The sequence below is a fragment of the Leclercia sp. M50 genome (assembly GCF_037150775.1).
GTDB lineage: Bacteria > Pseudomonadota > Gammaproteobacteria > Enterobacterales > Enterobacteriaceae > Enterobacter.
In genome coordinates this window covers 1-23507 of the sequence record NZ_JBBCPK010000010.1, presented here as the reverse complement: position 1 = coordinate 23507, position 23507 = coordinate 1, and the positions used below count along the sequence as shown (strand labels likewise).

Below are 23507 nucleotides of genomic sequence, written 5' to 3'. Positions count from 1 at the left end.
CGCGATGCTTTTTAAAGTGGAAATGACCGTCAACATCCCGTCGTCGCTGCCGGCGGCAGAGGTGGAAGCGATCAAGGCGAAAGAGAAAGCCTACTCCCAGCGCTTACAGCGTGAAGGCAAGTGGCCGCACATCTGGCGCGTGGTCGGGCAGTACGCCAACGTCAGCATTTTTGACGTGGCGGACAACCAGGAGCTGCACGACATCCTGACCGCGCTGCCGCTCTACCCGTGGATGGAGATCAGCGTGCAACCTCTGTGTACGCATCCCTCATCCATTCATCACTCGCAATAACAACAAACGTACCCTACAAAGAGGAATATGCAATGTCTGTGAATCCCGTACATCAAACCGAACTGGATACCTTACTCGCGATCAGCAGCGGCTTAAATTCCACCGGCGGTAACGAACGTTTAAAGAACATCATGCACCAGCTGCTGAGCGACCTGTGCAAGACCATCAAGCAGTTCGACGTGACGGATGAAGAGTTCTGGATTGCGGTGAACTACCTTAACGCGCTGGGCGGACGCCAGGAGGCGGCGCTGCTGGCGGCGGGACTGGGTCTGGAGCACTATCTCGATATGCGCGCCGACGAGAAGGAAGCCGCATTCGGTAATGACGTGGGCACTCCGCGCACCATCGAGGGGCCGCTGTACGTCGCCAACGCCCCGCTGAGCGAAGGCTTTGCCCGTATGGACGACGGGAAAGAGCAGGGCGAAACCCTATGGTTGCAGGGCCAGGTGACCGATCTGAACGGTAAGCCGGTGGCGGGCGCGATCGTGGATATCTGGCACGCCAACACCCTTGGCGGCTACTCGTTCTTCGACCCGTCCCAGAGCGAATACAACCTGCGCCGCCGCGTGCGCACCGGGGAAGATGGCCGCTACGCCGTGCGCAGCATCGTGCCGTGCGGCTACGGCTGCCCACCGGATGGGCCGACACAGAAGCTACTGACTGCGCTTGGCCGCCACGGCAACCGCCCGGCCCACGTACACTTCTTTGTATCCGCGCCGGGGTACAAGCATCTGACCACCCAGATCAACCTCAACGGGGATGAATATCTGTGGGATGACTTTGCCTTCGCGACCCGCGCGGAGCTGATTGCGGACCCGGTGAAGGTGACGGACGCGGCTGTGGCGCAGGCGCGGGATCTCGCAGGGGAGCATACGGAGGTGAACTTTAACTTTACGCTGGTGGAAGCGGCGGAGAGTGGGGAAGAGCAGCGAGGGAAGCGGGCGCGGGTGATGGAGTAGGTCCGAAAGGTTAGAGGGCCGGGCCGCACTAAGCGGGCCCGGTTTCTGTATATGTTCAGGGGAGAGACTTGCGCGCCTCCTGAGATATACAGTGCACAAGGTCAGGGCATCGCGAGACGATCGTTCATCTCTTCAAATAACGCGATCAACTGATCTGCAACGACTCTGACTCGCCGGGAGTGTGCCAGGTCTGAGTGCATAACTAACCATAATGTCTGATCCACACCGATATCTGAATTAACGCAGTGCAGCGCGTTTTTCCTCGCCATAAAATGCGGCAAAATCCCAAGCCCCAGACCCGCTGAAACGGCTGATAATTGTGCCGCCAGCGTATTCGCCTCTACCCGGCAGGGCCTGCCCCGCAGCATCCGTGTTACCCACCGCGCAGCGGGCAGGTGCTGATGAGATTCCGACCAGCCAATATACTGCCCATGACTGAGCAGTAACTCAGTGGCCTTACCCTGCCATTGTTTTAAATATGTCCGGTCGGCGTAAAGCCCAAATCCCACGGTGCCAAGCCGCTTCAGCGTCAGATTTCCGCTGTCGGGTTTAACCATACGTATCGCTAAATCGGCATCCCTGCGGTGCAAATTGACCGACGACACGCCGCTGAGTACTTCAACCCGCAGATCGGGATAGCTATCCAGCAGCCCTGTCAGCGAAGGAAGAATAAAATGCGTGGCCAGGTTGTCGGATGTCGCCAGCCGAACAAGCCCGGCGACGTTAACCTGTAATTTTGCAGACTCTCCGAAGGCGAGCCCTGCACTTTCAAGCGCCTCCGCCCGCTCCAGAAGCGCTTCCCCGTCATCCGTTAACCGATAGCCGCTCTGATGTCTGCTGAATAGCGGTACTGCCAGCGCGCTTTCAAGCCGATCCAGTCTTCTTGAGAGCGTGGCGATACCCATATTCATGGCCTCCGCTGCGCCACTCAGCGTCCCCGCGCGGGCAATGGCCAGAAATACCCGCGTATCGTCCCAGTTAAAATCTGCTTTCATATTTTCCGATTATGGAAAACGGCTCTCCGTTTTCAGCTCTGTTTTATCACTTATCGCAGGATGATACTGCAATCCTCACAAGGAGATAAACATGCAAAAACGTAATCTGACTTCCTCCCTCACGGTCTCTGCGCTCGGTCTGGGTTGTATGGGTATGAGCGAATTCTATGGGCCACGTGACGACGAAGCATCCCTGGCAGTGCTGGATAAGGCGCTGGACCTGGGGATAAATTTCCTCGACACGTCTGATACCTACGGCCCCTGGCACAACGAGGAATTACTGGGGAAATTCATTAAAACACGTCGGCCCGCCCTGAAGCTGGCAACAAAATTTGGCATTGTGCGACAGCCTGGCGAATACAACAGAGAGCTCTGCAACAGACCTGACTACGCGCGCAAAAGCTGCGAAGCGTCGCTTAAACGCCTTGGCGTGGAGCATATTGATCTCTACTACGTGCACCGTATTGACAGCAAAACCGCCATTGAAGAGACGATGGCCAGTCTGGCGGAGCTGGTTCAGGAGGGGAAAATTGGCCACATCGGGTTATGTGAGGTTAGTGCAGAGACGCTCCGGCGCGCTCACGCGGTTCATCCTGTCGCGGCGGTTCAGACAGAGTATTCCCTCTGGAGTCGTGAGGCCGAGGCCAGTGTTATTCCACTGTGTAAAACGCTTGGGATAGGGTTTGTGGCCTATTCGCCCCTTGGGCGGGGCTTTCTGACGGGCAGATTTCAACATGAGCCGGTACCTCAGAATGGCGATTTTCGCAGTACGCTTCCTCGCTTCCAGGCAGAGAACCTGGCAAAAAATCACTCACTGGTGGAGGTAATAACCGCCCTTGCCCTCAGTAAAGGCTGCACCCCCTCACAGATTGCGCTGGCCTGGTTACTTGCTCAGGGAGACAACATTGTGCCCATCCCGGGCACCTGCAATCTCCAGCACCTTAGCGAAAACGCCGCGGCGCTTGATCTCCAGCTCAGCGGTGACGAGCTGGACGCGTTGCGGATCGCGCTATCCACTCTCCCGGTTGTCGGAGAACGCTATACGCCAGAAGGGATGAAGGGGGTAGGAGCCTGATTTTGCTCCTACCCGTACCGCTTCAGATATTTCCCCGCTTTCTTTGAAGAGTATTTATGAGATGAACGATACTGTATTACAGGTAAATCCGGTGCCAGCGCGCACCTGGTTAGCAGTAGCTGCGCTCGGGATAAGCGCGTTTTCGATTGTCACCAGCGAACTTGCACCCGTAGGTATGCTCAGCGCGCTGGCGGAGGATTTTAATCAGCCTGAATCCGGGGCGGGGCTTGCGGTGACAGCTTATGGCTGGGTAGCCGCACTGGCCGCCCTGTTATCCGGCGCGATGCCGTCGCGCATATCGCGTAAGGCTCTGCTCGTTGGACTGATGCTTTTTCTGGCGCTCTCTTGCCTGGCCGTGACCCAGGTTCACACGATGAGTCTCTTTATGACGGCACGTATGGCGGGGGCGCTGGCACACGGTGTTTTCTGGGCGTTGATCGGCACAGTGGCTGTACAGCTTGTTCCGCAAGAGAGGCTTGGTGTGGCTACCTCCGTGATATTTGGCGGCGTTTCGGCGGCCAGCGTGATGGGCGTTCCATTGGCCAGTTTTGTTGCAAACATGACCGGTTGGCGCCATGCATTTACGATGATTTCCCTGCTGTCATTGGCTGCCGCCTCTCTCTTATTCTGGACGCTCCCGCCTATAAAGGCGCCCCAACCACTGAGGCTGAATGTGTATCGTGGGCTGGTTAAAAATCCGGTGCTTCTCACTCTCTATGGCGCGACTGCCTCTGTAATTTCGGCGCACTTTGCGGCATTCACCTATCTTGAGCCTCTGCTGACCCAAACCCGGGATGTACCAACGTCTTCTGTTTCTGGGCTGTTACTGATTTCAGGCCTCTCCGGACTGCTGGGGAATATCATTGCCGGTAAACTGATCGATAGACACATTAAGCTGCTGATTTTGATCGCTTTGCTCCTCAGCGCAGGTGCGTTGGGGATGCTTGGTATGAAGATTGTTGCCGCACCTCCGCTCTGGCTCACAGGCATGCTCCTGGCCATCTGGGGCGCCGCTATGGCAATTGTGTTTGTCGGGTTGCAGACCCGGCTGCTCCGTTGCGCGAAAGATGCCGCCCAGCCTGCATCAGCCATCTATGTTGCCATTTTCAATGCGGCCATCGGTACGGGGGCACTTGCCGGTGGGCAGGTATCGGCAAGGGTTGGTCTTCAGGAGATGGTGTTACTGGCTGCGGTTGTTATCCTGGGCAGCGTAGCGCTGGTTGTAATGTTAAAAAGCTCAGAAGGAGAACCTTCATTCTGAAGCAGCGTTATCGGGTTTTAACCCAAGGAGAGACGCGTCAGAGGACGCGTCGATAATCTGAAGTAAAGGTGCGCATAGAATAGAATTCACCTGCACAATCTCCTTTATGGTCAGGGCCTGGGCAAAGTGGCAGTGTAAAAAATCTATTGCCTGACGGATATCGGCCCGCAAAAAGAGTTGATGCGAGCCTTTCACGGTGCGCTCGCCGTAATGCCGTTTTGTCGTGCCACCTTCGCGTCTCCCACAACCTGAAGAAATTTCACGGCTAAGCAGTATTTTACTATAGCGTTTGCTGTTGATTCTTAAGATAGTTATTGAGCTAAGTAATATAAGGGAAGAAACGATGTTGACGAAGATAAATACCGGGCACCCCGCGTCCGCCACGGACGAATTTCGGGCCGGTATTACTGCCTGTCTCCCTACCATTGCAGGCTACTGGAGCATTGGCTTTGCGGCGGGGGCGATAGGCACGCTCTCCGGGTTTACCACCGGGCAAATCGCGCTGTTGGCGAGCGCCCTCTACGCCGGTTCGGCGCAGTTCCTGTTTTACTCACTCTGGGCCGCAGGGGCGGAAATGGCCTCCGTGGTGCTGAGCGTGCTGCTGGTCAACCTGCGCTACCTGCTGATGAGCTCCTCCATGAGCGTTTTTTTTCGTGACTACACCACATTGCAGAAAGTGGTCAGCGGGCTGTTGCTGACCGACGAAACCTTTGGCGTGGCGGTGCAGCGCGCCAGCCCGCAGGGCAAAATCAGCTACCCCTGGATGCTGGGGCTGAATATTACCGCCTGGCTGAACTGGATCATCGCCTGTGTGGCCGGAGCATGGCTGGCAACCACGCTGCCCGCCTCGCTGATGGAGGGGCTGGGCTTCAGCCTGGTGTCGATGTTTATCGGCCTGATCCTGATGATGTGGTTTGCCAGCCGCAGGAAGATCCTCGAAACCATCAATATTGTTATCGCGGTGGCGATCACGCTGCTGACTGCCGGGAGTAGCTCGCTCAGTCTGGTGGTCATTCTGGCCGCATCCCTGGCCGCCACGCTGGCGACGCTGCTGTTACGCGCCCGGAAAGGAAAATAAGATGGAAAGAAATATTCTGCTGGCGATCCTCGCCTCGGCGCTGGTCACTGCCCTGATGCGTACCGTGCCGGTTTTGTTGTTATCCCGTTTTCGGCTGCCGGAGGTGTTGCTGCAGTGGCTGAGCTTTATCCCCACCGCCATCATGGCCGCCCTGGTTGCCGCCGAACTGATGAGTAAACCTGCAATGACCGATTCGGGGATCAGCATCTCGCTGCTGGCGGCAGCGTTTGCCACTCTGGTGGGCATTCTTACCCGCGGACTCTTTGCCACGGTAATTGCGGGAGTGGTGGCGTTTTGCGCGGCGGGGTATTTTTTAGGCACTTAATCTGCAAAAAATAAGGCCCGATTGTTGGGCCTGTTGCTGGAAGCTACGCTCAGATGTCGGGTTATTCTCGCCCAGATGATGCATTTAGTTTTTTGCGAAGCAGGGTGGCAGAAGATCGTTTTTTAACTGCAGCCAGTTCGGCTTTAAGATCGTGAATATATGCCTCTGCACTGATGCCGTGAGTGTGCAACTCCGCAGATGCTAATGCCTGAAATACTCTCTTTTCCCTGTCACCAGGGGCAAGAAGCGCGGAATGTTCGTGCTTATTGCAATACGACATAGCAGGCTCTCCCTTCTGTAACTCTCTTGTAGGCATGGACATCTCCCTGTATCAGTGGTCGCGGCGTTCTTTTTGGCAACCCTGTGTGCGGATTGTAGCGCGGTACATTTTTTAACCCAAGCAGAACGTCATAGATCTCTTCCAGAGAGGTGCGGCGCCCCTTATCCACCACGCCTCCAGAAGCCGCCTGAAAAACAAATCCCCCGATGTGAAGTTTCTCTGCGTGAGCGATTAAGGCCAGGGAAACTGATTGCAAAACAACAGCGCTGCCTAATCCTTTGAATTTAATATGACGAAAATCAGCCAGGCCCCCCATACCGTCGAAAGTATCAAAACAGACTTCTGCCATTCCATTGATCGGGAATGGAATGGCTGGCGGCATTTCATATCCGATCCGAGTAAATGTCGCTTCATCTAACAGACTGCCCACAATCACGGTATATACCTCGTGACCAGCAACAAAGACGTAGCTGTGATGAACCCGATGATCGTAGACGAATCTTTTTCTCCTCATACCATAATCGTCAAGAAAAACCTCTTCTTCTATACGCACTTATTGCTCCCTGCATACAACGCCTGATAGTTCCCTGGCACAATGGCAAATGTGCCGCAATGCGGTCACTTTATGACCGTGATTGAAGTATGAAAACCCACAATCGGGTATTACATGGATTTACTTTTGGCTTTGCGAGACCTCTTCCAGAAAGGCCAGCCGGGCACTTTCGCTTGCCCGGCCTACACTTTGCGCCGACGGGTGATACAGTGAATAGAGGCAATCACTGAACAGGGAGTATGCACATGTACGAACACCCGCTTCGCAATATCATTAAGGCGTGTGACAGGGCGATCTTAGCCAAAGATTTTGATTCGCTGATGGAGCACTACGCCGACGACGCCGCGCTGGTGGTTAAGCCCGGTATGATCGTTAAAGGTAAAGACAATATCCGCAGCGCCTTTATTTCCATTTCTGATTATTTCCAGGATCAGCTCGTTGTGAAGCAGGGCGATATCCAGATCATTGAAGGCGGAGGAGATGCGCTGGTGATCATGGAATCCCAGCTTTTTTACCCGGATGAACAGGGCGCTACAACAGAGATCACCCGGCGTGCAACCTATGTATTCCGTCTGGAAAATGACCGCTGGCTGTGCACCATCGACAATTCCTACGGAACGTCAGTGTTAGATGCTGAATCCACCTGATGGTTTTTATTTACTGACCGGCGTGACCAGGCCAACGCTGACGATGCCTTTATCCCAGATAATCTGATGCAGGGAGGTCTGGATAATGCTGACGATGGGTTTAGGCGTGAGCAGCGCCCAGCAGATGCCGCCTGGCTTGCGTACCGAGCGGTAGGTCACGCCCGTCTCACCTGCGACGCGCAGCCGGGCGCCAAACTTCTGCGGTTCGCTGTAGTCGGTGGGATGGTACCAGGGATGGGAATCCGGCAGGCCGGTAATGTCGGCAAAAGTGCAGCCGCTAAGCTCGGTCTCCAGACAGCGGTACTCGAAGCGCTCGAACTTTAACGCCGGTACGTTCTGCCAGTAGCGTTGGCAGTGATAGACGATTTCGGCCAGCGCCGTCTCCTTGCTCTCCCCGAGGTAATAGACACCATAATCGCCGTTAGAAAAGCGGCTGCCGTCCGGGTTAACGTGGGTGAAGGCGGCCATCGCATAGTGCGCCCCGCGGATCCCCAGCACCCACTCTTCACGCGGTAACAGACTGAGATTGCCCACCTCCTGCGACAGGCGCGGGTTGGTGAGCTTCTGGATCTCATACAGTACATCGAACGCCTCGGGCGTGGCGACATCTTCAAACACATAAATGGCAGGGTACTTGGTGTGCAGCAGACGGTAGCCCCTGACAGGCATGACTGCGGTACGGGGAATGTCAGGATGGATCATCCGGCCAGGCCCCCGCGCAACACGTCCACCCGTTTCGCCACTTCATGCAGGTTGCCAAACTCACCGCCTTCAATCAGCGACAGCGGCGTGGCGCCGTTGAAATAAGCATTGTGGTTGGCCATGGTCATAAAGCCGTACACGTTCTCGGGGTTACTGAAAACAATACGCAGCGCCGAGTGCATATTCAGCAGATAGCTGATGCGGGTTAGCTGGTCATGGCTCAGGGAGGCGGATTTAGTCTCGCCGTGACGATACTTATACAGCGCCGCCCGGGAGAGTTGCAGGATGTTTTGCTGCTGTTCCGGCGTGCAGCCCCACTTATCAAGAATGTTCATTGCGGCCCGGATGGCGATCAGGTCGCGATCGCCGCGTGTGTCAGAGGCCGCATTCAGGTGTCTGGTCATAGAATGCTCCCGCTACGGGTAAGGTGATTTTGTCTCAGTGTGGACTAAAAATATCATTTTGTCTATGCAGAGACAGAATCACCGAGCCGGGCAACCCACCGGATCGGTGACGGTGTGAGAAGAGATTAGAGGGCGCGGATCTCTTTTGAGCGCAGACTCAGGCGGACGGGCACTGATTTGTACGACGGCGTACCGCTCTCTTTATCGAGATAATCCAGCGGTACCAGCACGTTCGCTTCCGGGTAGTAGCCAGCAACCGTGCCAGGGGCAATGCTGTAGGCCACCACGGTGATGTCGTCCAGACGCTGCTGTGAGCCGGGGAGGGCGGTATGAATATCTACCCGATCGCCATGCTCCAGCCCCAACTGCTGCATATCCTCTTCGTTCATAAACAGCACGTCGCGCCGGCCGAACACGCCGCGATAGCGGTCATCCAGGGCATAGATGGTAGTGTTGTACTGGTCGTGACTACGCAGTGTAACCAGACGCAGCACGCGCTCGCCTTCGCCCGGGCTGTTCTCGCTCACACCCTCAAACAGCGAAAACATCGCCTTGCCGCTGGCGGTGGGCCAGACGCGCTCCGTGGGCGGCAGCGGCATACGAAATCCGCCCGGCACCCGGATGCGGGCGTTGAAGTTCTCAAAGCCCGGCAGCGTCTGCTCGATAGCGTCGCGAATGCGGTCGTAATCCTCCACCAGACCCAGCCAGTCGGTTTTGCTGTGGGGCAGGGTGGCGTGGGCGATCCCGGCGACAATGGCGGGTTCCGAGCGTAGCCAGGGAGAGGCCGGTTTGAGCTTGCCGCGGGAGGCATGCACCATCGACATCGAGTCTTCCACGGTGATTGACTGCTGGCCGCTCTGCTGCATATCCAGTTCGGTGCGCCCCAGACAGGGGAGAAGATATGTCTCTTTCCCGACCAGCAGGTGGGTGCGGTTCAGCTTGGTGGCGACATGTATGCTGAGATCGAGACGTTTCAGCGCCGCAAACGCCCTGTCGTGATCGGGCATCGCCACCGCAAAATTTCCCCCGAGGCAGAGGAGCACTTTGGCCTCGCCGTTGATCATCGCCTGCGCCGCCTGTACCGCATCGTGGCCGTGGGTGGCTGGTGGGGTAAAGCCGAACACCGTGCCCAGCCGGTCCAGAAAGGCCGCGGTCGGTTTTTCGGTGATCCCCACGGTGCGGTTGCCCTGCACGTTGGAGTGACCGCGTAACGGACAGATGCCCGCGCCGGGTTTGCCAAAATTGCCGCGCAGCAGCAGGAGATCGGCGATCAAACGCACATTGGCGGTACCCTTGTTATGCTGGGTGATCCCCATGCCGTAGGTGATGATGGTGGCGCTGGACTTAGCGTAGAGGCGCGCCACGTTCTCCAGATCGGCGCGCTTCAGGCCAGACTCGCGCTCGATGGCCTCCCAGCTCGTGGCGGCGATATCGGCGGCAAAATCGGCAAACCCCTGGGTGTGGGTGGCGATAAAGTCATGATCCAGCGCATCCAGCACCAGCAGATGTTTTGCGATACCTTTTAACGCCGCGGCGTCGCCCCCGGCTTTAACCTGATAGTACGTCGAGGCGATATCGGTGGCGCTGTATGTCGCCATCTCTCTGACATTTTGCGGATCGGCGAAGCGCTCCAGCGCCGTTTCGCGCAGCGGGTTAAAAACGATAATCGGCACGCCCCGGCGGGAGAGCTCGTGCAGGGTGCCCATCATCCGTGGATGGTTGGTGCCCGGGTTATGGCCGATGGAGATCACCAGCTCAGTATGGTCGAAATCCTCCAGCGAGACGGTGCCTTTGCCAATCCCGATGGAGCGGGGCAGGCCGACGCTGGTGGCCTGGTGGCACATATTAGAGCAGTCGGGGAAATTATTGGTGCCCAGCTGGCGGGCAAACAGCTGATACAGGAAGGCGGCTTCGTTTGACGCGCGCCCGGAGGTGTAAAACTCCACCTCATCCGGGGGGAGCCCGCGCAGCACCTCGCCGATACGGGCAAAGGCTTCATCCCACGCCACCGGAAGAAAAGTATCGCTCTGCGGATCGTATTTCATGGGATGGGTCAGGCGCCCATAGCCTTCCAGCTCAAAATCGCTTTTTGACCACAGGGCGCTGACGGTGTGCTCAGCGAAAAATTCAGGGGTGACACGCTTTGTGGTCGCTTCCCAGGTCACCGCCTTGGCGCCGTTCTCGCAAAACTGAAAGGTGGATTTGTGTTCTTTGTCGGGCCAGGCGCAGCCCGGGCAGTCGAAGCCGTCAGGCTGGTTGGTGCGCAGCAGCGTGGCGGGAGCGTCAAAGGTGTCCATCTGCGTACGCACGGCAATCGCCGTGGCTTTTAAGGCTCCCCAGCCCCCCGCAGGGCCGGCGTAATGGCGAATGCCGGGTACCGCTCGTCTGTTATTGCTCATCAGCGCTCCTGTCTTAAGCGGGTATATGTGATGGCGATGCCTGATTTGACTGTCGATCGAAACCCATCTCAATTACATATAGTTTTCATCTTAATTACAAATTATTCACAGTTCAGTTCACAAATCCATCATCAGATGCGTGTGGGTGGATGTCAATGGTTGTATATACATGTTCTGTCATATGGCGTTGCATGGGTATAGCAGGGTCTCTGACGGGCATTAATCATCCACTCTGAGAGGAAACTATGTCGTCTTTTTCATCTTCAGAAGCGCAGTCAAAGCGCGGCGGGACGCGAATATCGGAAACACGATCCATCGATTATATCCCGGATAATGAACGGCACGGCCACCCCTTCAGTCAGTTTACGCTGTGGTTTGGCGGCAATCTGCAGATCACCGCCATTGTGACCGGGGCGTTGGCAGTGGTGCTGGGCGGGGATGTGGTGTGGTCCATCATTGGCCTGCTGGTGGGGCAGGTGCTGGGCGCGGTGGTAATGTCATTTCATGCCCTGCAGGGGCCGCGCCTCGGTCTGCCGCAGATGATCATCAGTCGCGCCCAGTTTGGTGTGCTGGGTGCGGTGATCCCGCTGGCGCTGGTCTGCGTGATGTATGTCGGCTTCTCCGCCAGCGGGACGGTACTGGCCGGACAGGCGATGGCCAGGCTGCTGTCGATCTCGAACGTGGCCGGTATGATCCTGTTCAGCGCGATCATTATCGTGATTGCGGTGCTGGGATATAAGGTGATCCACAAGCTCGGCAAGGTAGCGAGCGTGGTGGGAGTGCTGGCGTTTGTCTATCTGTTTATCGCTCTGCTGATCGCCAGCGATGTGGGTGCTGTGATGCAGAATAACCACTTCTCGATGCCGATGTTCCTGCTGGCGGTATCGCTCTCCTCCTCATGGCAGATCGCCTTTTGTCCCTACGTCTCCGACTATTCCCGCTATCTGCCGCGCGACGTCTCAGGGGTGAAGACCTTCCTCTCCGTCTTCAGCGGTACGGTGCTGGGCACCCAGGCGTCCATGACGCTCGGGGTGATCACCGCGGCAATTGCCGGCAGCGCCTTCAAGGGGCATGAGGTGAGTTACATCGTCGGGCTGGGTAAAAGCGAGGCGATGGCGATGGTGATCTACTTTGCGATCTGCTTTGGCAAAATCACCTTTACCACCCTCAACGCCTATGGCAGTTTTATGTCCCTGACCACCATTGTCTCGGGCTTTCGCCGGCAGACGACGCTGAGCCAGAAAAGCCGTGTGACCTTTGTGGTACTGATGGTGGCCCTCTCGTGCGTGATTGCGCTGCTGAGCGAACCGGCGTTCCTGAAGCACTTCACCCATTTCCTGCTGTTCCTGTTGGCCTTTTTCGTACCGTGGAGCGCCATCAGCCTGACCGATTACTTTATTATCTCCCGTAAAGCGGTAGATATTCCGGCGCTGTTCGATTCCCGTGGTCGCTACGGGCACTGGAACATGTTTGCCATCAGCGTCTATGTTGTTGGCGTGTTGATCCAGCTGCCGTTTATTGAAAACCCGCTCTACCACGGCTCGCTGACCTGGCTGTTTGCGGGCAACGATGTCTCGTGGGTGATTGGCTGGTTCTGCACCGCAGCGCTCTATTATAGCTTGCGGCGTTTTGATCGGCGGGTGCTGCCGACAGAGACGATCTATCCGGCGTCGGGCAGGTGAAAGAGGTGTCAGCGATCCCGCAGGTCAGACGGGATCGCGGCTCTTTTACTGGGGGTTAAAAGCAAAACCTTCGTCGGCCCAGCCGGTCATTCCGCCAATCATAATTTTCACCGGGCGGCCCATCTGCGCCAGCTTCAGCGCGGCGCGATCCGCTCCGTTGCAGTGCGGCCCGGCGCAATAGACCACAAACACTGTATCGGAGGGCCACTCCGCCATTCTTTGCTCGGTCATATCGCGATGTCGCAGGTGCAGCGCCCCAGGAATATGACGGCGGGCGAACGCCTCCGGGCTACCGACCACATGCAGCAACACAAAATCGACATCACCCTCTTTAAACGCGGTATGCACATCGTCACAGTCTGTTTCCACGCTCAGTCGCTGTAAAAAATGGTTTGCTGCGACATCTGGCGACGCAGCAGGATAATCAGTTACATAGCTCATAAACACCTCCAGGAATGAGCCTTTACTCTACGGCGGAGACGCGGCTTTGACAGCTGGCAGAAATGCCAGATAACATCAAGATCATGACAAAACCCATTGAGTGCGGTGATGAATAATCCTCTGGTGGTTGTACTGGCCTATGACGGCCTCTGTACCTTTGAATTCGGTATTGCCGTCGAAATTTTCGCGCTGCCCCGCCCCGAGATGGGCGAGGAGTGGTATCGCTTTGCGGTGGCGGGCGTTGATCCGGGTGAGTTACGCGCAACGGGCGGCTTCAGGCTGGTGGTGGATGGCGGGCTGGAGCTGCTGAGTGAGGCCGGAACGATCATCGTGCCCGGCTGGCGGGGGGCCGATGTTCCGGTGCCCGCCGCGCTGTGCGAGCAGCTTGTCGCGGCACATCAACGTGGGGCGAGGATCCTCTCTATCTGTTCCGGGGTCTTTGTGCTGGCCGCCGCAGGGTTACTCGACAACCGGCAGGCGACCACCCACTGGCGTTATACCGACCTGCTGCAACAGCGTTATCCCGCCATTCAGGTAACCCCTGACGTGCTCTATATCGATAACGGTGATGTGTTGACCTCCGCAGGCAGCGCAGCGGGTATCGATCTTTGTCTGCACCTGGTGCGCCGGGATTATGGCAGCGTGGCGGCCAACCGCGTCGCGCGTCGGCTGGTGGTGTCGCCCCATCGCGACGGCGGCCAGGCCCAGTTTATTCAGCAGGCGGTGCCTGTCGCCTATGAAGGCCATCGCCTTGGGGCACTCTTTGACTACCTGCACGCCAGACTTGCCGAGCCGCATACCGTTGAGTCGCTGGCAAAATTTGTCGGGATGAGCCCGCGTACCTTTTTGCGCCGTTTCACCGCCACCACCGGCAAGACGCCCGCCCAGTGGTTGCTCCATGCCCGCCTGAGCCGCAGCCAGGATCTGCTGGAGAATAGCCAGTTGTCGATTGAGCGTATCGCGGAGGAGGTGGGATTTGGCAGCGTGGCGACGATGCGTCATCACTTCAAAAATCAGCTGTCGACGACGCCTGCGGCATACAGGAGGGGGTTTTACACTTCAGCAGAGCAATAATGGGCAAGGTTGTTTAATGATTATCCAGGCGAGACAACGTGCCTTTGATAAAAAAATCCACGCCATGGCGTGGATTTTTTCAGGTCAGTTAACGCATCCGCAGATGCATGACCCTTAAACGTTAAACAGGAAGTTCATCACATCGCCATCTTTAACGATGTAGTCTTTCCCTTCTGCACGCATCTTGCCGGCTTCTTTCGCCCCTTGCTCACCCTTGTAGGTGATAAAGTCTTCAAAGGCGATGGTCTGGGCACGGATAAAGCCTTTCTCAAAATCGGTGTGGATCTTACCCGCCGCCTGTGGCGCCGTCGCGCCGACAGGGATAGTCCAGGCGCGCACTTCTTTCACGCCAGCGGTGAAGTAGGTCTGCAGGTTCAGCAGCTGGTAACCGGCGCGGATCACGCGGTTCAGACCTGGCTCTTCCAGACCCAGCTCAGCCATGAACTCTTCACGGTCGGCATCGTCCAGCTCGGCGATATCAGACTCAACAGCCGCACACACGGCCACGACCACAGAACCTTCCGTTGCTGCGATTTCACGCACTTTGTCGAGGTATGGGTTGTTTTCAAAACCGTCTTCATTGACGTTGGCAATGTACATGGTCGGCTTCAGGGTCAGGAAGCTCAGGTATTTGATCGCCGCTTTGTCTTCGTCAGTCAGGTTTTTCAGCGCGCGCAGCATGCCCGCGTTTTCGAGCTGTGGCAGACATTTTTCCAGCGCAGCCTGTTCCGCTTTCGCGTCTTTGTCGCCGCCTTTGGCTTTCTTCTGCACGCGCTGCAGGGCGCGCTCGCAGGTATCCAGGTCCGCCAGTGCCAGCTCGGTGTTGATCACCTCGATATCGTCAGCCGGGTCCACTTTGTTGTTCACGTGGATGATGTTGTCGTTCTCAAAGCAACGCACAACGTGGCCGATCGCTTCGGTTTCACGGATGTTGGTCAGGAACTGGTTACCCAGGCCTTCACCTTTCGAGGCGCCTTTTACCAGGCCCGCGATGTCCACGAACTCCATGGTGGTGGGCAGAATGCGCTGCGGTTTTACGATCTCCGCAAGCTGATCCAGACGCGGATCGGGCATAGGTACAACACCGGTGTTTGGCTCGATGGTACAGAACGGGAAGTTAGCCGCTTCGATGCCCGCCTTAGTCAGCGCGTTAAACAGGGTGGATTTGCCAACGTTAGGCAGACCAACGATACCGCATTTGAATCCCATTTCTGAATCACCTTAATATCTTGATATTCAACACGTTAACATTAACGAGTCGAAGAAAAGTAAATAACTACGCCTATTATACACGTAACCCGCAGTCTGCGGGGCAAAAAAGCCGTTTCGCGCCGGTTATTGCGCTTTGAAAGCGTGAAGGCGGTTGGTGGCTTTAGTTAAACCATCCTGGAGCCAGATTTCGGTGCAACGCGCCGCTTCGTCTACCGCCTCGTCGATCAGTTTCTGCTCGGAAACCGGTGGCTTACCCAGGACAAAACCAACAACTTTGTTTTTATCGCCCGGATGACCAATCCCCACGCGTAAGCGATGGAAGTTAGGGTTATTGCCCAGTTTGCTGATGATGTCTTTTAAGCCGTTGTGCCCGCCGTGGCCGCCACCAAGTTTGAATTTTGCCACGCCCGGCGGCAGATCCAGTTCGTCGTGCGCCACCAGGATCTCATCCGGATTGATGCGATAGAAGGTCGCCATCGCGGCCACCGCTTTACCGCTTAAATTCATAAACGTCGTGGGCACCAGCAGACGCACATCGGCGCCAGCCAGGTTAACGCGAGAGGTAAACCCGTAGAATTTAGGTTCTTCACGCAGAGGGGCGCGTAACCGCTCGGCCAGCAGATCAACATACCAGGCGCCAGCATTATGGCGGGTGGCAGCATATTCCGCGCCGGGGTTAGCCAGGCCGACAATCAGTTTAATCGTCACGTTTTTATTCCTGAAAGTGCTAAGTCTGGCGCGTAGTGTACTGTCTGCCGCGTCGGTTGACAAAATTCTGCTAAGCGACACGTAGAAACTGAATAATCCCGGCGTTGAACCATTAGAATTTCATGCTACTCAAAGGCTTATTTGTAAAGTTTTGTTGCACCGAAGTAGATATTTGTGATCGTTGACGCAATCCGCAAAACGGGTGGTGTCTATACTTTACACACAAGGAATAGGGAGATTATTCCCTTACAACCCAAAGTTCCGGAGGTGCTATATGAAACGCAAAAACGCTTCGCTACTCGGTAACGTGTTGATGGGGTTGGGATTAGTCGTCATGGTTGTCGGCGTCGGTTATTCCATTTTAAACCAGCTTCCGCAACTTGACCTGCCACAATACTTCGCCCATGGCGCAGTGCTGAGCATCTTCCTGGGAGCGGTGCTCTGGCTGGCCGGGGCGCGCGTCAGCGGCCACGAACAGGTCTGCGACCGCTACTGGTGGGTGCGCCATTATGATAAACGCTGCCGTCGCGAACAGCATAAGCACAGCTAACCTGTGACAGCGCGAAAAGCGGTTTCTTCGGAAGCCGTTTTTTTTTGCCTTTTTTCTTGACCCTCACGTAACGTAAGGCACCAGAGTGACCGTGATGGCGAGATAAAAGGAGCAGCGATGTTAATTCAGGTTGGCCTGTTGGCGAAGAGAGCGGGGATCACCGTTCGGACATTACACCATTATGAGCAAACCGGCTTGCTGCTGCCCTCTGCCAGAAGTGCGGCAGGTTACCGTCTTTATACCCTCGCGGATGTACAGCGGCTACACCGTATCCAGGTGTTAGCCAGAGCGGGGCTGGAGCTTGCCGAAATTAAAGAGGTTCTCGATCGGGATCCGCGCTCCATGGTGGATCTCCTGGGCGCGCAAATCGCTCTGCTGGATAAACAGATGCGCAGCATTCAGACGCTGCGCGAGCAGCTCGTGAGTTTGCATAGCACGCTGGCCGCAGGCACCGAGCCCGATCTGGAATCCTGGTTACAGACGCTGGAGTTAATGACGATGTACGATCGCTGGTTCAGTAAAGAAGAGTTACAGGTATTACCGTTTGCGCAGCAGAGTGACGCCCTGGCAGAGATCTGGGCCGGGCTGGTGGCCGAAGCCCGCCGCATGCTGGCGGAAAAGGTGGACGTTGCCGACCCACGCGCTACCGGGCTGGCTACGCGCTGGATGACGCAGCTTGAGCAGGATACCGCAGGCAACCCCGACTTCCTGACCCGCCTGAATGAGATGCACAGCGTGGAGCCGCAAATGCGTGAGCAGACAGGAATCGACGCTGATATCCTCGATTTCATCACCCGGGCCTTCGCCGAGAGCAAGCTGGCTATCTGGCAGCGCTATCTGACGCCCGAGGAGATGGCGTTTACCCGTGCGCACTATTTTGATCGCATGATGGAGTGGCCGGCACTGGTGGCAAAACTGCATCAGGCAAGCCGGGAAGGGGTGCCGGCAGAGAGTCCGGAAGCACAGCGGCTGGCGGAAAACTGGCTGGCGCTGTTCCAGTCTTACGCAGGGAATAATCCTGCAACTCAGCAAAAATTCCGCGAGGCGATGCAGCAGGAGCCGCATCTGATGAAAGGGACCTGGATGACGCCTGCTGTGCTCGAGTGGCTTCAGCAGGCGATCGGCATCATGATGCAGCGCCGGATGTCACAGATCCGCTAACGCGGCCTCACGGTCAGGATAGAACGCCAGACGGCCCGCAATGGGCTGAACCCCTGCGCGCGCCATCGTGCGCAGGGGCTGGAATTCGAGATTGGTCACCCGCAGTTCACAGCCTTCCGGCAGACGTTGGACAAAACGCTGGAAGGCGTCCAGCCCGCCGGCATCCAGCACCGGGACCGCATCCCATTTCAGCACCACGACACGTTTCCCCGCAATGCGCGACTCCAGTTCGCTAAACAATCCTTCTGCGGCGGCAAAAAACAGCGGACCGATGACTCGCAGCACCAGCACGTCGTCCGGCGTGGCGACATTGACGCTGGCCAGACGGGTCATACGGGCAATGCGCCGCATAAACAGTAATGATGCCAGCACAATCCCGACGCTTATCGCAATGACCATGTCAAACAGCACCGTCAGCGACATGCAGATCAGCATTACGATGATGTCGTCTTTGGGGGCGCGGCGCAGCAGGTTGATGACTTTATGCGCCTCGCTCATGTTCCATGCCACCATCAGCAGCAGGGCGGCCATGGCCGAGAGCGGCAGCCAGGAGAGCAAGGGCGCCAGCACCAGCAGGGCGAGGATCACCAGCACCGAATGGACCACCGCCGAGACCGGCGACGTAGCGCCCGCGCGCACGTTGGCCGCGGAACGGGCGATGGCCGCTGTGGCGGTAATGCCGCCGAAGAACGGGGCGATAATATTCCCCAGCCCCTGGCCGACCAGCTCGCTGTTGGCTTTATGTTTGGTGCCGGTCATGCCGTCCAGCACCACGGCGCAGAGCAGCGACTCAATCGCCCCTAACATCGCCATCGAAAAAGCGGCTGGCAGCAGGGCGCGCAGGGAGTCCCAGCTTAAGGTAAAGCTGGAGCCGGGCAGATCCCACGGCAGCACCAGCTGGGGCAGAAGCTGCGGAATACCGTTACCCTGGGAGCCATCCGCCAGCACGTAGTGGAACTGCGAGCCGATAGTGGCGACATGGCCGCCCAGCAGATTGACTATCCCCATTACCGCGCAGCCCAGCAGCAGGGCGGGCAGGTGTCCTGGCAGGCGGATGCCCAGCCGTGGCCAGAGGATCAGCGTGCCCAGGGTCACCACGCCAATCGCCGCATCGCCCAGGTTTGTTGTCGGCAGCGCCATCGCCAGCGCCCCCACTTTTTGCAGGTAATGCTCCGGCACGTGGGCCATCTGTAAGCCCAGGAAGTCCTTAATCTGCATGGTGCCGATGGTGATGCCGATCCCGGAGGTGAAGCCCAGCGTGACGGAGAGGGGAATATACTCAATCAGCCGGCCAAAGCGCGCCAGACCGAACAGAATCAAAAATACCCCGGACATCAGGGTCGCCACCAGCAATCCGCCCAGACCAAACTGCTGAGAAACCGGATAGAGGATCACCACAAAGGCTGCGGTGGGCCCGGAGACGCTAAAGCGCGACCCACCGGTCAGGGCAATCACAATCCCGGCAACGGCGGCGGTGTAGAGGCCATACTGCGGCGCCACGCCGCTGCCAATGGCCAGCGCCATCGCCAATGGAATGGCAATAATGCCGACCGTAATGCCGGCGATAAGATCGCGGGTAAACCGCGACAGGGTATATTTCTCTTTCCAGCAGGCGTCGATGAGGGCGCGGAAGGGAAGAACATGAGAGGAAGCGTTTTTCACAATCATCATCCGTGTGCGCATCATCTGTCATATCAATGGCAGGTGAAGGAGGCATTAATCATACAAATACATCTTACAGACAAAAAAACCCGCCGTAGCGGGTTTTCTGACTGCGTCCGATTAGTGTTCGAACATGGCAGAGATAGACTCTTCGTTGCTGATACGACGAATCGCTTCTGCCAGCATCCCGGAAAGGGTCAAAGTACGCACGTTTGGCAGCGCTTTGATCTCGTCGCTCAGTGGGATGGTGTCGCACACCACAACTTCATCAATAACGGAGTTGCGCAGGTTGTTCACGGCATTGCCGGAGAAGATCGGGTGAGTCGCGTAGGCGAACACGCGTTTAGCACCACGCTCTTTCAGCGCTTCGGCGGCTTTGCACAGAGTGCCGCCGGTGTCGATCATGTCGTCAACCAGCACGCAGTCACGGCCAGCAACGTCACCGATGATATGCATCACCTGAGAAACGTTAGCGCGCGGACGACGTTTATCGATGATCGCCATGTCGGTGTCATTCAGCAGTTTGGCGATAGCGCGAGCGCGAACCACGCCGCCGATGTCCGGAGAAACCACAATCGGGTTGTCCAGGTTCAGCTGCAGCATATCTTCCAGCAGGATTGGGCTGCCGAATACGTTATCAACCGGAACATCAAAGAAGCCCTGGATCTGCTCGGCATGCAGGTCAACCGTCAGAACGCGGTCAACACCCACGCTTGAGAGGAAGTCAGCAACAACTTTTGCGGTAATTGGCACACGTGCGGAACGGACGCGACGGTCCTGACGGGCATAGCCAAAGTAAGGAATGACAGCAGTGATACGGCCAGCGGAAGCACGGCGCAGGGCATCGACCATAACAACCAGTTCCATCAGGTTGTCGTTAGTTGGAGCACAGGTGGACTGGATGATGAAAATATCACCACCGCGTACATTTTCGTTAATTTGTACGCTGACTTCGCCATCGCTAAAGCGACCTACGGCGGCGTCGCCAAGAGAAGTGTACAGGCGGTTGGCAATACGTTGTGCTAGTTCCGGGGTGGCGTTACCAGCAAAAAGCTTCATATCAGGCACGAGAAGAACCTCAGGCATGCGTCCAGTGGTGGATAGTTCGCCGTAAACTGTGCGGGCCAGGCGAATGCTATCCAGGCGGTGTATTAAAGAGCGCGATGCAACGTCTGGAACAGGGTGACGTTGTCACCGAAACTCAGATTGCGCCAGAATGGCCTGCTGTAGCGGGGAGATATTCATACCGCGCGCCACGAAACCATGCAGCCACTCTGGAGCCAGCTCGAGCACCTGACGTGCAGCGGATTCCGTATCAAATTCAGCAAAGACACAGGCTCCTGTGCCAGTCAGGCGCGACGGCGCGTATTCTAACAGCCAGGAAAGCGCTTCATCAACCTCGCGAAAACGTTTTCTTGCGATATCCTCGCAATCGTTGCTGAATTCACATTTTAATAACGTTTCTATTGACCGGACGGGGGTATCGCGTGGAAGGTCCGGATCTTTAAAGATAACCGGGGTAGGGATGCTGACGCCCGGGTGGGCGACCAGGTACCATTTTTCCGCGGGTTCGGCCGGGGAGAGGATCTCGCCCACCCCTTCGGCAAAGGCCGCATGCCCCCGGACAAACACCGGCACGTCGGCCCCGAGCGTTAACCCGAGCGCGGCCAGTTCATCCACCGAGAGATCGCAGCCCCAGAGGTGATTGAGCACCACCAGTACGGTAGCGGCATTTGACGAGCCACCGCCAAGCCCGCCGCCCATCGGCAACCTTTTCTCCACGCGGATATCCGCGCCGCTGCCCGCCGGCAGGCGTCCGCTTTGCTGCGCCGCCGCCATCAGCAGCCGGGCAGCACGGACGATCAGGTTATCTTCATCGGCCACGCCCTCCACCGGGGTGAGCAGACGAAGCTGCCCATCCTGACGCGGTTCAATCGAAATGGTGTCGCCGTAGTCGATAAACTGAAACAGCGTCTGCAGGGTGTGATAGCCGTCCGCACGCTGGCCGGTGATGTATAAAAACAGGTTAAGTTTTGCGGGTGAAGGCCAGTGGGTCATCATTTGACAATCCAGTTATCCATCTTCAGCTTGATGCGCTGGCCGCCTTCGGTCAGTTCCAGGCTGGTTGGCAGGGCCGGTTTGGTATTGCTGTCGTAGCCGCCATAGACCACGTGCCAGTTTTTACCGTTCTGGCTGTAGTTCACTTCACTCAGACGATACTGGTCGTCGAGTTTGTAATCGGTGGCGTCGCCCGGCAGGCCGAGGATCCACTGGCGCAGGCTGGTAATCGGAATCGGCATCCCGGTCAGCTTGCCGATCATCTCTTCGGCATCGGTACCGGTATATTTCTGCCCTTTATTATCGGTGATTTGCGCGCTGCCTGGCTGGGCAATCAGCTCCATTTCGGTGCTCCCCACCGGGTTGAGCAACAGCAGGCGATAGCGATCCTGGCCGGTCTGCTGCCAGAAGAAACGGGCATACACTTTCTGCTGATCCGACAGATACGCAAAGGCACCGCGGGTCTGGTACTGGCTTAAACCACGCACCTCCTGCTGGTGCTGACGCCACTGCGGTGAGTCAGGGCTTTTGCCTGGCCCTTTGGGCGGCGTAATGGAACATGCGGTAAGTACCAGCGCGGCGAGGGGCAGGAGGCGAATCAGTCTGGTCATAATAATGACAAATCCTTGAGATACGTGGCGGTTATAGTTCTTAATGCTAGCGCCCGTATGCCGCAGCGTCTACGCTCAAGTTATCCTAAATCATAGAATTAACCATGCTACTTCAGGTTCAGAGGCGTTGGCTGCATCGCGAACTTTTTTGGTTAATATGAACTGGTAACCTATTACTCCGAAAGGGGGCAGTCTCTTTTATTGATCTCGCGCATCCTGTATGATGCGCCCTGCTAACCCTATTAACGCTGGTACTACTCCCGCTCATATGACCCTTTTAGCACTCGGTATTAACCACAAAACGGCCCCGGTTTCACTGCGAGAACGCGTCACGTTTTCGCCGGATACGCTCGACCAGGCGCTGGAAAGTCTGCTTGCCCAGCCGATGGTGCAGGGGGGCGTGGTGCTGTCGACGTGCAACCGTACTGAGCTCTATCTCAGCGTGGAAGAGCAGGACAACCTGCACGAAGCGTTGATCCGCTGGTTATGCGAATACCACAACCTGAACGAAGAAGAGCTGCGTAACAGCCTCTACTGGCATCAGGATAACGATGCGGTCAGCCATCTGATGCGTGTGGCCAGCGGCCTTGATTCGCTGGTGCTCGGCGAGCCGCAGATCCTCGGACAGGTTAAAAGCGTTTGCCGACTCGCAAAAAGGCCACCTTAAGGCCAGCGAGCTGGAGCGCATGTTCCAGAAATCCTTCTCTGTCGCTAAGCGAGTGCGAACCGAAACCGACATTGGCGCCAGTGCCGTTTCCGTTGCGTTTGCCGCCTGTACGCTGGCGCGCCAGATCTTTGAATCCCTCTCGACGGTCTCTGTGCTGCTGGTTGGCGCAGGCGAAACCATCGAGCTGGTCGCGCGTCATCTGCGCGAACACAAAGTGAAGAAGATGATTATCGCCAACCGCACCCGCGAACGCGCCCAGGCGCTGACGGATGAGGTCGGCGCGGAAGTGATTGCCCTCAGCGACATCGACGCCCGTCTCAACGAGGCGGATATCATCATCAGCTCCACCGCCAGCCCGCTGCCGATTATCGGCAAAGGTATGGTCGAGCGCGCCCTTAAGTCCCGCCGGAATCAGCCGATGCTGCTGGTGGACATCGCCGTTCCGCGTGATGTCGAACCGGAAGTGGGCAAGCTGGCGAACGCCTATCTCTACAGCGTGGACGATCTGCAAAGCATCATTTCCCACAATCTCGCCCAGCGTAAAGCGGCGGCGGTGCAGGCCGAAACGATTGTCGAGCAGGAAACCAGCGAATTTATGGCCTGGCTGCGCGCGCAAAGCGTCAGCGAGACGATTCGCGAATACCGCGGTCAGGCGGAACAGGTACGTAATGAACTGACTGCCAAAGCGATGGCGGCCCTGGAGCAGGGCGG

24 protein-coding genes and 1 pseudogene are annotated in these 23507 nt (G+C 57.0%); 12 read left to right on the top strand and 13 right to left on the bottom strand.

What is annotated here, in order from left to right:
• The first annotated feature begins 4 nt into the window (after positions 1-4).
• Positions 5-292 (top strand): muconolactone Delta-isomerase, encoded by a 288-nt coding sequence (gene catC, locus WFM46_RS04100; RefSeq protein ID WP_103179973.1) that lies wholly within the window; start codon positions 5-7, stop codon positions 290-292.
• A 32-nt stretch (positions 293-324) separates the two neighbouring features.
• Positions 325-1251: a catechol 1,2-dioxygenase gene (gene catA, locus WFM46_RS04095; RefSeq protein ID WP_336997101.1), complete on the top strand. Its 927-nt coding sequence runs from the start codon at positions 325-327 to the stop codon at positions 1249-1251.
• Positions 1252-1352: 101 nt separating this feature from the next.
• Here catA and WFM46_RS04090 read toward each other — a convergent pair whose 3' ends face one another.
• Positions 1353-2246: a LysR family transcriptional regulator gene (locus WFM46_RS04090; RefSeq protein WP_336997100.1), complete on the bottom strand. Its 894-nt coding sequence runs from the start codon at positions 2244-2246 to the stop codon at positions 1353-1355.
• 91 nt (positions 2247-2337) lie between these two features.
• Here WFM46_RS04090 and WFM46_RS04085 point away from each other — a divergent pair, with 91 nt between their 5' ends.
• From WFM46_RS04085 to WFM46_RS04070, 4 genes are all read left to right on the top strand, one after another.
• Positions 2338-3321, top strand: a complete 984-nt coding sequence (locus WFM46_RS04085) for an aldo/keto reductase (RefSeq protein ID WP_336997099.1) — start codon at positions 2338-2340, stop codon at positions 3319-3321.
• Between the two features lie 61 nt (positions 3322-3382).
• Positions 3383-4582, top strand: coding sequence for an MFS transporter (locus tag WFM46_RS04080; RefSeq protein ID WP_336997098.1), 1200 nt, complete (start codon positions 3383-3385; stop codon positions 4580-4582).
• Between the two features lie 343 nt (positions 4583-4925).
• Entirely contained in the window at positions 4926-5660 is a 735-nt protein-coding gene (locus WFM46_RS04075; RefSeq protein ID WP_336997097.1) for an AzlC family ABC transporter permease, read from the top strand.
• A gap of 1 nt (position 5661) precedes the next feature.
• Positions 5662-5985, top strand: coding sequence for an AzlD domain-containing protein (locus tag WFM46_RS04070; protein ID WP_103179964.1), 324 nt, complete (start codon positions 5662-5664; stop codon positions 5983-5985).
• A gap of 61 nt (positions 5986-6046) precedes the next feature.
• Here the strand turns inward: WFM46_RS04070 and WFM46_RS04065 are convergent, their stop codons facing one another.
• Together WFM46_RS04065 and WFM46_RS04060 are read right to left on the bottom strand one after the other, a co-directional pair.
• Complete coding sequence (locus WFM46_RS04065; RefSeq protein WP_139156348.1) at positions 6047-6265, bottom strand: hypothetical protein; 219 nt, start codon at positions 6263-6265, stop codon at positions 6047-6049.
• Positions 6249-6818 (bottom strand): hypothetical protein, encoded by a 570-nt coding sequence (locus WFM46_RS04060; protein ID WP_156654677.1) that lies wholly within the window; start codon positions 6816-6818, stop codon positions 6249-6251. Before WFM46_RS04060 ends, WFM46_RS04065 begins: the two co-directional genes overlap by 17 nt.
• A gap of 245 nt (positions 6819-7063) precedes the next feature.
• Here WFM46_RS04060 and WFM46_RS04055 point away from each other — a divergent pair, with 245 nt between their 5' ends.
• Positions 7064-7465 carry a YybH family protein gene (locus WFM46_RS04055; RefSeq protein ID WP_336997096.1) on the top strand — a complete coding sequence of 134 codons (402 nt, stop codon included), beginning with the start codon at positions 7064-7066 and terminating at the stop codon, positions 7463-7465.
• Positions 7466-7471: 6 nt separating this feature from the next.
• Here WFM46_RS04055 and WFM46_RS04050 read toward each other — a convergent pair whose 3' ends face one another.
• The 3 genes from WFM46_RS04050 to WFM46_RS04040 form a co-directional block, all read right to left on the bottom strand.
• Positions 7472-8167 (bottom strand): RES domain-containing protein, encoded by a 696-nt coding sequence (locus tag WFM46_RS04050; RefSeq protein ID WP_180210479.1) that lies wholly within the window; start codon positions 8165-8167, stop codon positions 7472-7474.
• Positions 8164-8571: an MbcA/ParS/Xre antitoxin family protein gene (locus tag WFM46_RS04045; RefSeq protein WP_336997095.1), complete on the bottom strand. Its 408-nt coding sequence runs from the start codon at positions 8569-8571 to the stop codon at positions 8164-8166. The genes WFM46_RS04050 and WFM46_RS04045 overlap by 4 nt, the downstream gene beginning before the upstream one ends.
• A gap of 125 nt (positions 8572-8696) precedes the next feature.
• Positions 8697-10970: an FdhF/YdeP family oxidoreductase gene (locus WFM46_RS04040; protein WP_336997094.1), complete on the bottom strand. Its 2274-nt coding sequence runs from the start codon at positions 10968-10970 to the stop codon at positions 8697-8699.
• Positions 10971-11266: 296 nt separating this feature from the next.
• Between WFM46_RS04040 and WFM46_RS04035 the strand changes: the two genes are divergently transcribed.
• Complete coding sequence (locus WFM46_RS04035) at positions 11267-12652, top strand: purine-cytosine permease family protein (protein ID WP_336997123.1); 1386 nt, start codon at positions 11267-11269, stop codon at positions 12650-12652.
• Positions 12653-12697: 45 nt separating this feature from the next.
• On the opposite strand, the gene WFM46_RS04030 is transcribed toward WFM46_RS04035, so the two are convergent.
• Positions 12698-13093, bottom strand: a complete 396-nt coding sequence (locus WFM46_RS04030) for a rhodanese-like domain-containing protein (RefSeq protein WP_336997093.1) — start codon at positions 13091-13093, stop codon at positions 12698-12700.
• A gap of 108 nt (positions 13094-13201) precedes the next feature.
• Between WFM46_RS04030 and ftrA the strand changes: the two genes are divergently transcribed.
• A complete protein-coding gene (gene ftrA / locus WFM46_RS04025) occupies positions 13202-14167 on the top strand; it encodes a transcriptional regulator FtrA (RefSeq protein ID WP_336997092.1) in 966 nt (321 codons plus the stop codon).
• Between the two features lie 114 nt (positions 14168-14281).
• On the opposite strand, the gene ychF is transcribed toward ftrA, so the two are convergent.
• Complete coding sequence (gene ychF / locus WFM46_RS04020) at positions 14282-15376, bottom strand: redox-regulated ATPase YchF (protein WP_336997091.1); 1095 nt, start codon at positions 15374-15376, stop codon at positions 14282-14284.
• A 126-nt stretch (positions 15377-15502) separates the two neighbouring features.
• Entirely contained in the window at positions 15503-16087 is a 585-nt protein-coding gene (pth, locus tag WFM46_RS04015) for an aminoacyl-tRNA hydrolase (protein ID WP_103179957.1), read from the bottom strand.
• 274 nt (positions 16088-16361) lie between these two features.
• Between pth and ychH the strand changes: the two genes are divergently transcribed.
• Both ychH and WFM46_RS04005 read left to right on the top strand, forming a co-directional pair.
• On the top strand, positions 16362-16637 hold the full coding sequence (gene ychH / locus WFM46_RS04010; protein ID WP_103179956.1) for a stress-induced protein YchH: 276 nt from the start codon (positions 16362-16364) through the stop codon (positions 16635-16637).
• Positions 16638-16754: 117 nt separating this feature from the next.
• On the top strand, positions 16755-17798 hold the full coding sequence (locus WFM46_RS04005; protein ID WP_336997090.1) for a MerR family transcriptional regulator: 1044 nt from the start codon (positions 16755-16757) through the stop codon (positions 17796-17798).
• Here the strand turns inward: WFM46_RS04005 and dauA are convergent.
• The 4 genes from dauA to lolB all read right to left on the bottom strand — a co-directional run bounded on the left by dauA (position 17784) and on the right by lolB (position 22129).
• A complete protein-coding gene (gene dauA, locus WFM46_RS04000) occupies positions 17784-19460 on the bottom strand; it encodes a C4-dicarboxylic acid transporter DauA (protein ID WP_168192026.1) in 1677 nt (558 codons plus the stop codon). The genes WFM46_RS04005 and dauA overlap by 15 nt on opposite strands.
• A 120-nt stretch (positions 19461-19580) precedes the next feature.
• Complete coding sequence (gene prs, locus WFM46_RS03995) at positions 19581-20528, bottom strand: ribose-phosphate diphosphokinase (protein ID WP_003856663.1); 948 nt, start codon at positions 20526-20528, stop codon at positions 19581-19583.
• Between the two features lie 123 nt (positions 20529-20651).
• On the bottom strand, positions 20652-21521 hold the full coding sequence (gene ispE / locus WFM46_RS03990) for a 4-(cytidine 5'-diphospho)-2-C-methyl-D-erythritol kinase (protein WP_103822291.1): 870 nt from the start codon (positions 21519-21521) through the stop codon (positions 20652-20654).
• On the bottom strand, positions 21518-22129 hold the full coding sequence (gene lolB, locus WFM46_RS03985; RefSeq protein WP_103179953.1) for a lipoprotein insertase outer membrane protein LolB: 612 nt from the start codon (positions 22127-22129) through the stop codon (positions 21518-21520). Before lolB ends, ispE begins: the two co-directional genes overlap by 4 nt.
• A 268-nt stretch (positions 22130-22397) precedes the next feature.
• Here lolB and hemA point away from each other — a divergent pair.
• A pseudogene (gene hemA, locus WFM46_RS03980) lies at positions 22398-23507 on the top strand (glutamyl-tRNA reductase); the annotation flags it as partial.

Bases quoted from the DNA above. Each gene is read 5' to 3' on its own strand.
- catC (WP_103179973.1), top strand. From the start codon at position 5: ATGCTTTTTAAAGTGGAAATGACCGTCAACATCCCGTCGTCGCTGCCG.
- catA (WP_336997101.1), top strand. From the start codon at position 325: ATGTCTGTGAATCCCGTACATCAAACCGAACTGGATACCTTACTCGCG.
- WFM46_RS04090 (WP_336997100.1), bottom strand. From the start codon at position 2,246: ATGAAAGCAGATTTTAACTGGGACGATACGCGGGTATTTCTGGCCATT.
- WFM46_RS04085 (WP_336997099.1), top strand. From the start codon at position 2,338: ATGCAAAAACGTAATCTGACTTCCTCCCTCACGGTCTCTGCGCTCGGT.
- WFM46_RS04080 (WP_336997098.1), top strand. From the start codon at position 3,383: ATGAACGATACTGTATTACAGGTAAATCCGGTGCCAGCGCGCACCTGG.
- WFM46_RS04075 (WP_336997097.1), top strand. From the start codon at position 4,926: ATGTTGACGAAGATAAATACCGGGCACCCCGCGTCCGCCACGGACGAA.
- WFM46_RS04070 (WP_103179964.1), top strand. From the start codon at position 5,662: ATGGAAAGAAATATTCTGCTGGCGATCCTCGCCTCGGCGCTGGTCACT.
- WFM46_RS04065 (WP_139156348.1), bottom strand. From the start codon at position 6,265: ATGTCGTATTGCAATAAGCACGAACATTCCGCGCTTCTTGCCCCTGGT.
- WFM46_RS04055 (WP_336997096.1), top strand. From the start codon at position 7,064: ATGTACGAACACCCGCTTCGCAATATCATTAAGGCGTGTGACAGGGCG.
- WFM46_RS04050 (WP_180210479.1), bottom strand. From the start codon at position 8,167: ATGATCCATCCTGACATTCCCCGTACCGCAGTCATGCCTGTCAGGGGC.
- WFM46_RS04045 (WP_336997095.1), bottom strand. From the start codon at position 8,571: ATGACCAGACACCTGAATGCGGCCTCTGACACACGCGGCGATCGCGAC.
- WFM46_RS04040 (WP_336997094.1), bottom strand. From the start codon at position 10,970: ATGAGCAATAACAGACGAGCGGTACCCGGCATTCGCCATTACGCCGGC.
- WFM46_RS04030 (WP_336997093.1), bottom strand. From the start codon at position 13,093: ATGAGCTATGTAACTGATTATCCTGCTGCGTCGCCAGATGTCGCAGCA.
- ftrA (WP_336997092.1), top strand. From the start codon at position 13,202: ATGAATAATCCTCTGGTGGTTGTACTGGCCTATGACGGCCTCTGTACC.
- ychF (WP_336997091.1), bottom strand. From the start codon at position 15,376: ATGGGATTCAAATGCGGTATCGTTGGTCTGCCTAACGTTGGCAAATCC.
- ychH (WP_103179956.1), top strand. From the start codon at position 16,362: ATGAAACGCAAAAACGCTTCGCTACTCGGTAACGTGTTGATGGGGTTG.
- WFM46_RS04005 (WP_336997090.1), top strand. From the start codon at position 16,755: ATGTTAATTCAGGTTGGCCTGTTGGCGAAGAGAGCGGGGATCACCGTT.
- ispE (WP_103822291.1), bottom strand. From the start codon at position 21,521: ATGATGACCCACTGGCCTTCACCCGCAAAACTTAACCTGTTTTTATAC.
- lolB (WP_103179953.1), bottom strand. From the start codon at position 22,129: ATGACCAGACTGATTCGCCTCCTGCCCCTCGCCGCGCTGGTACTTACC.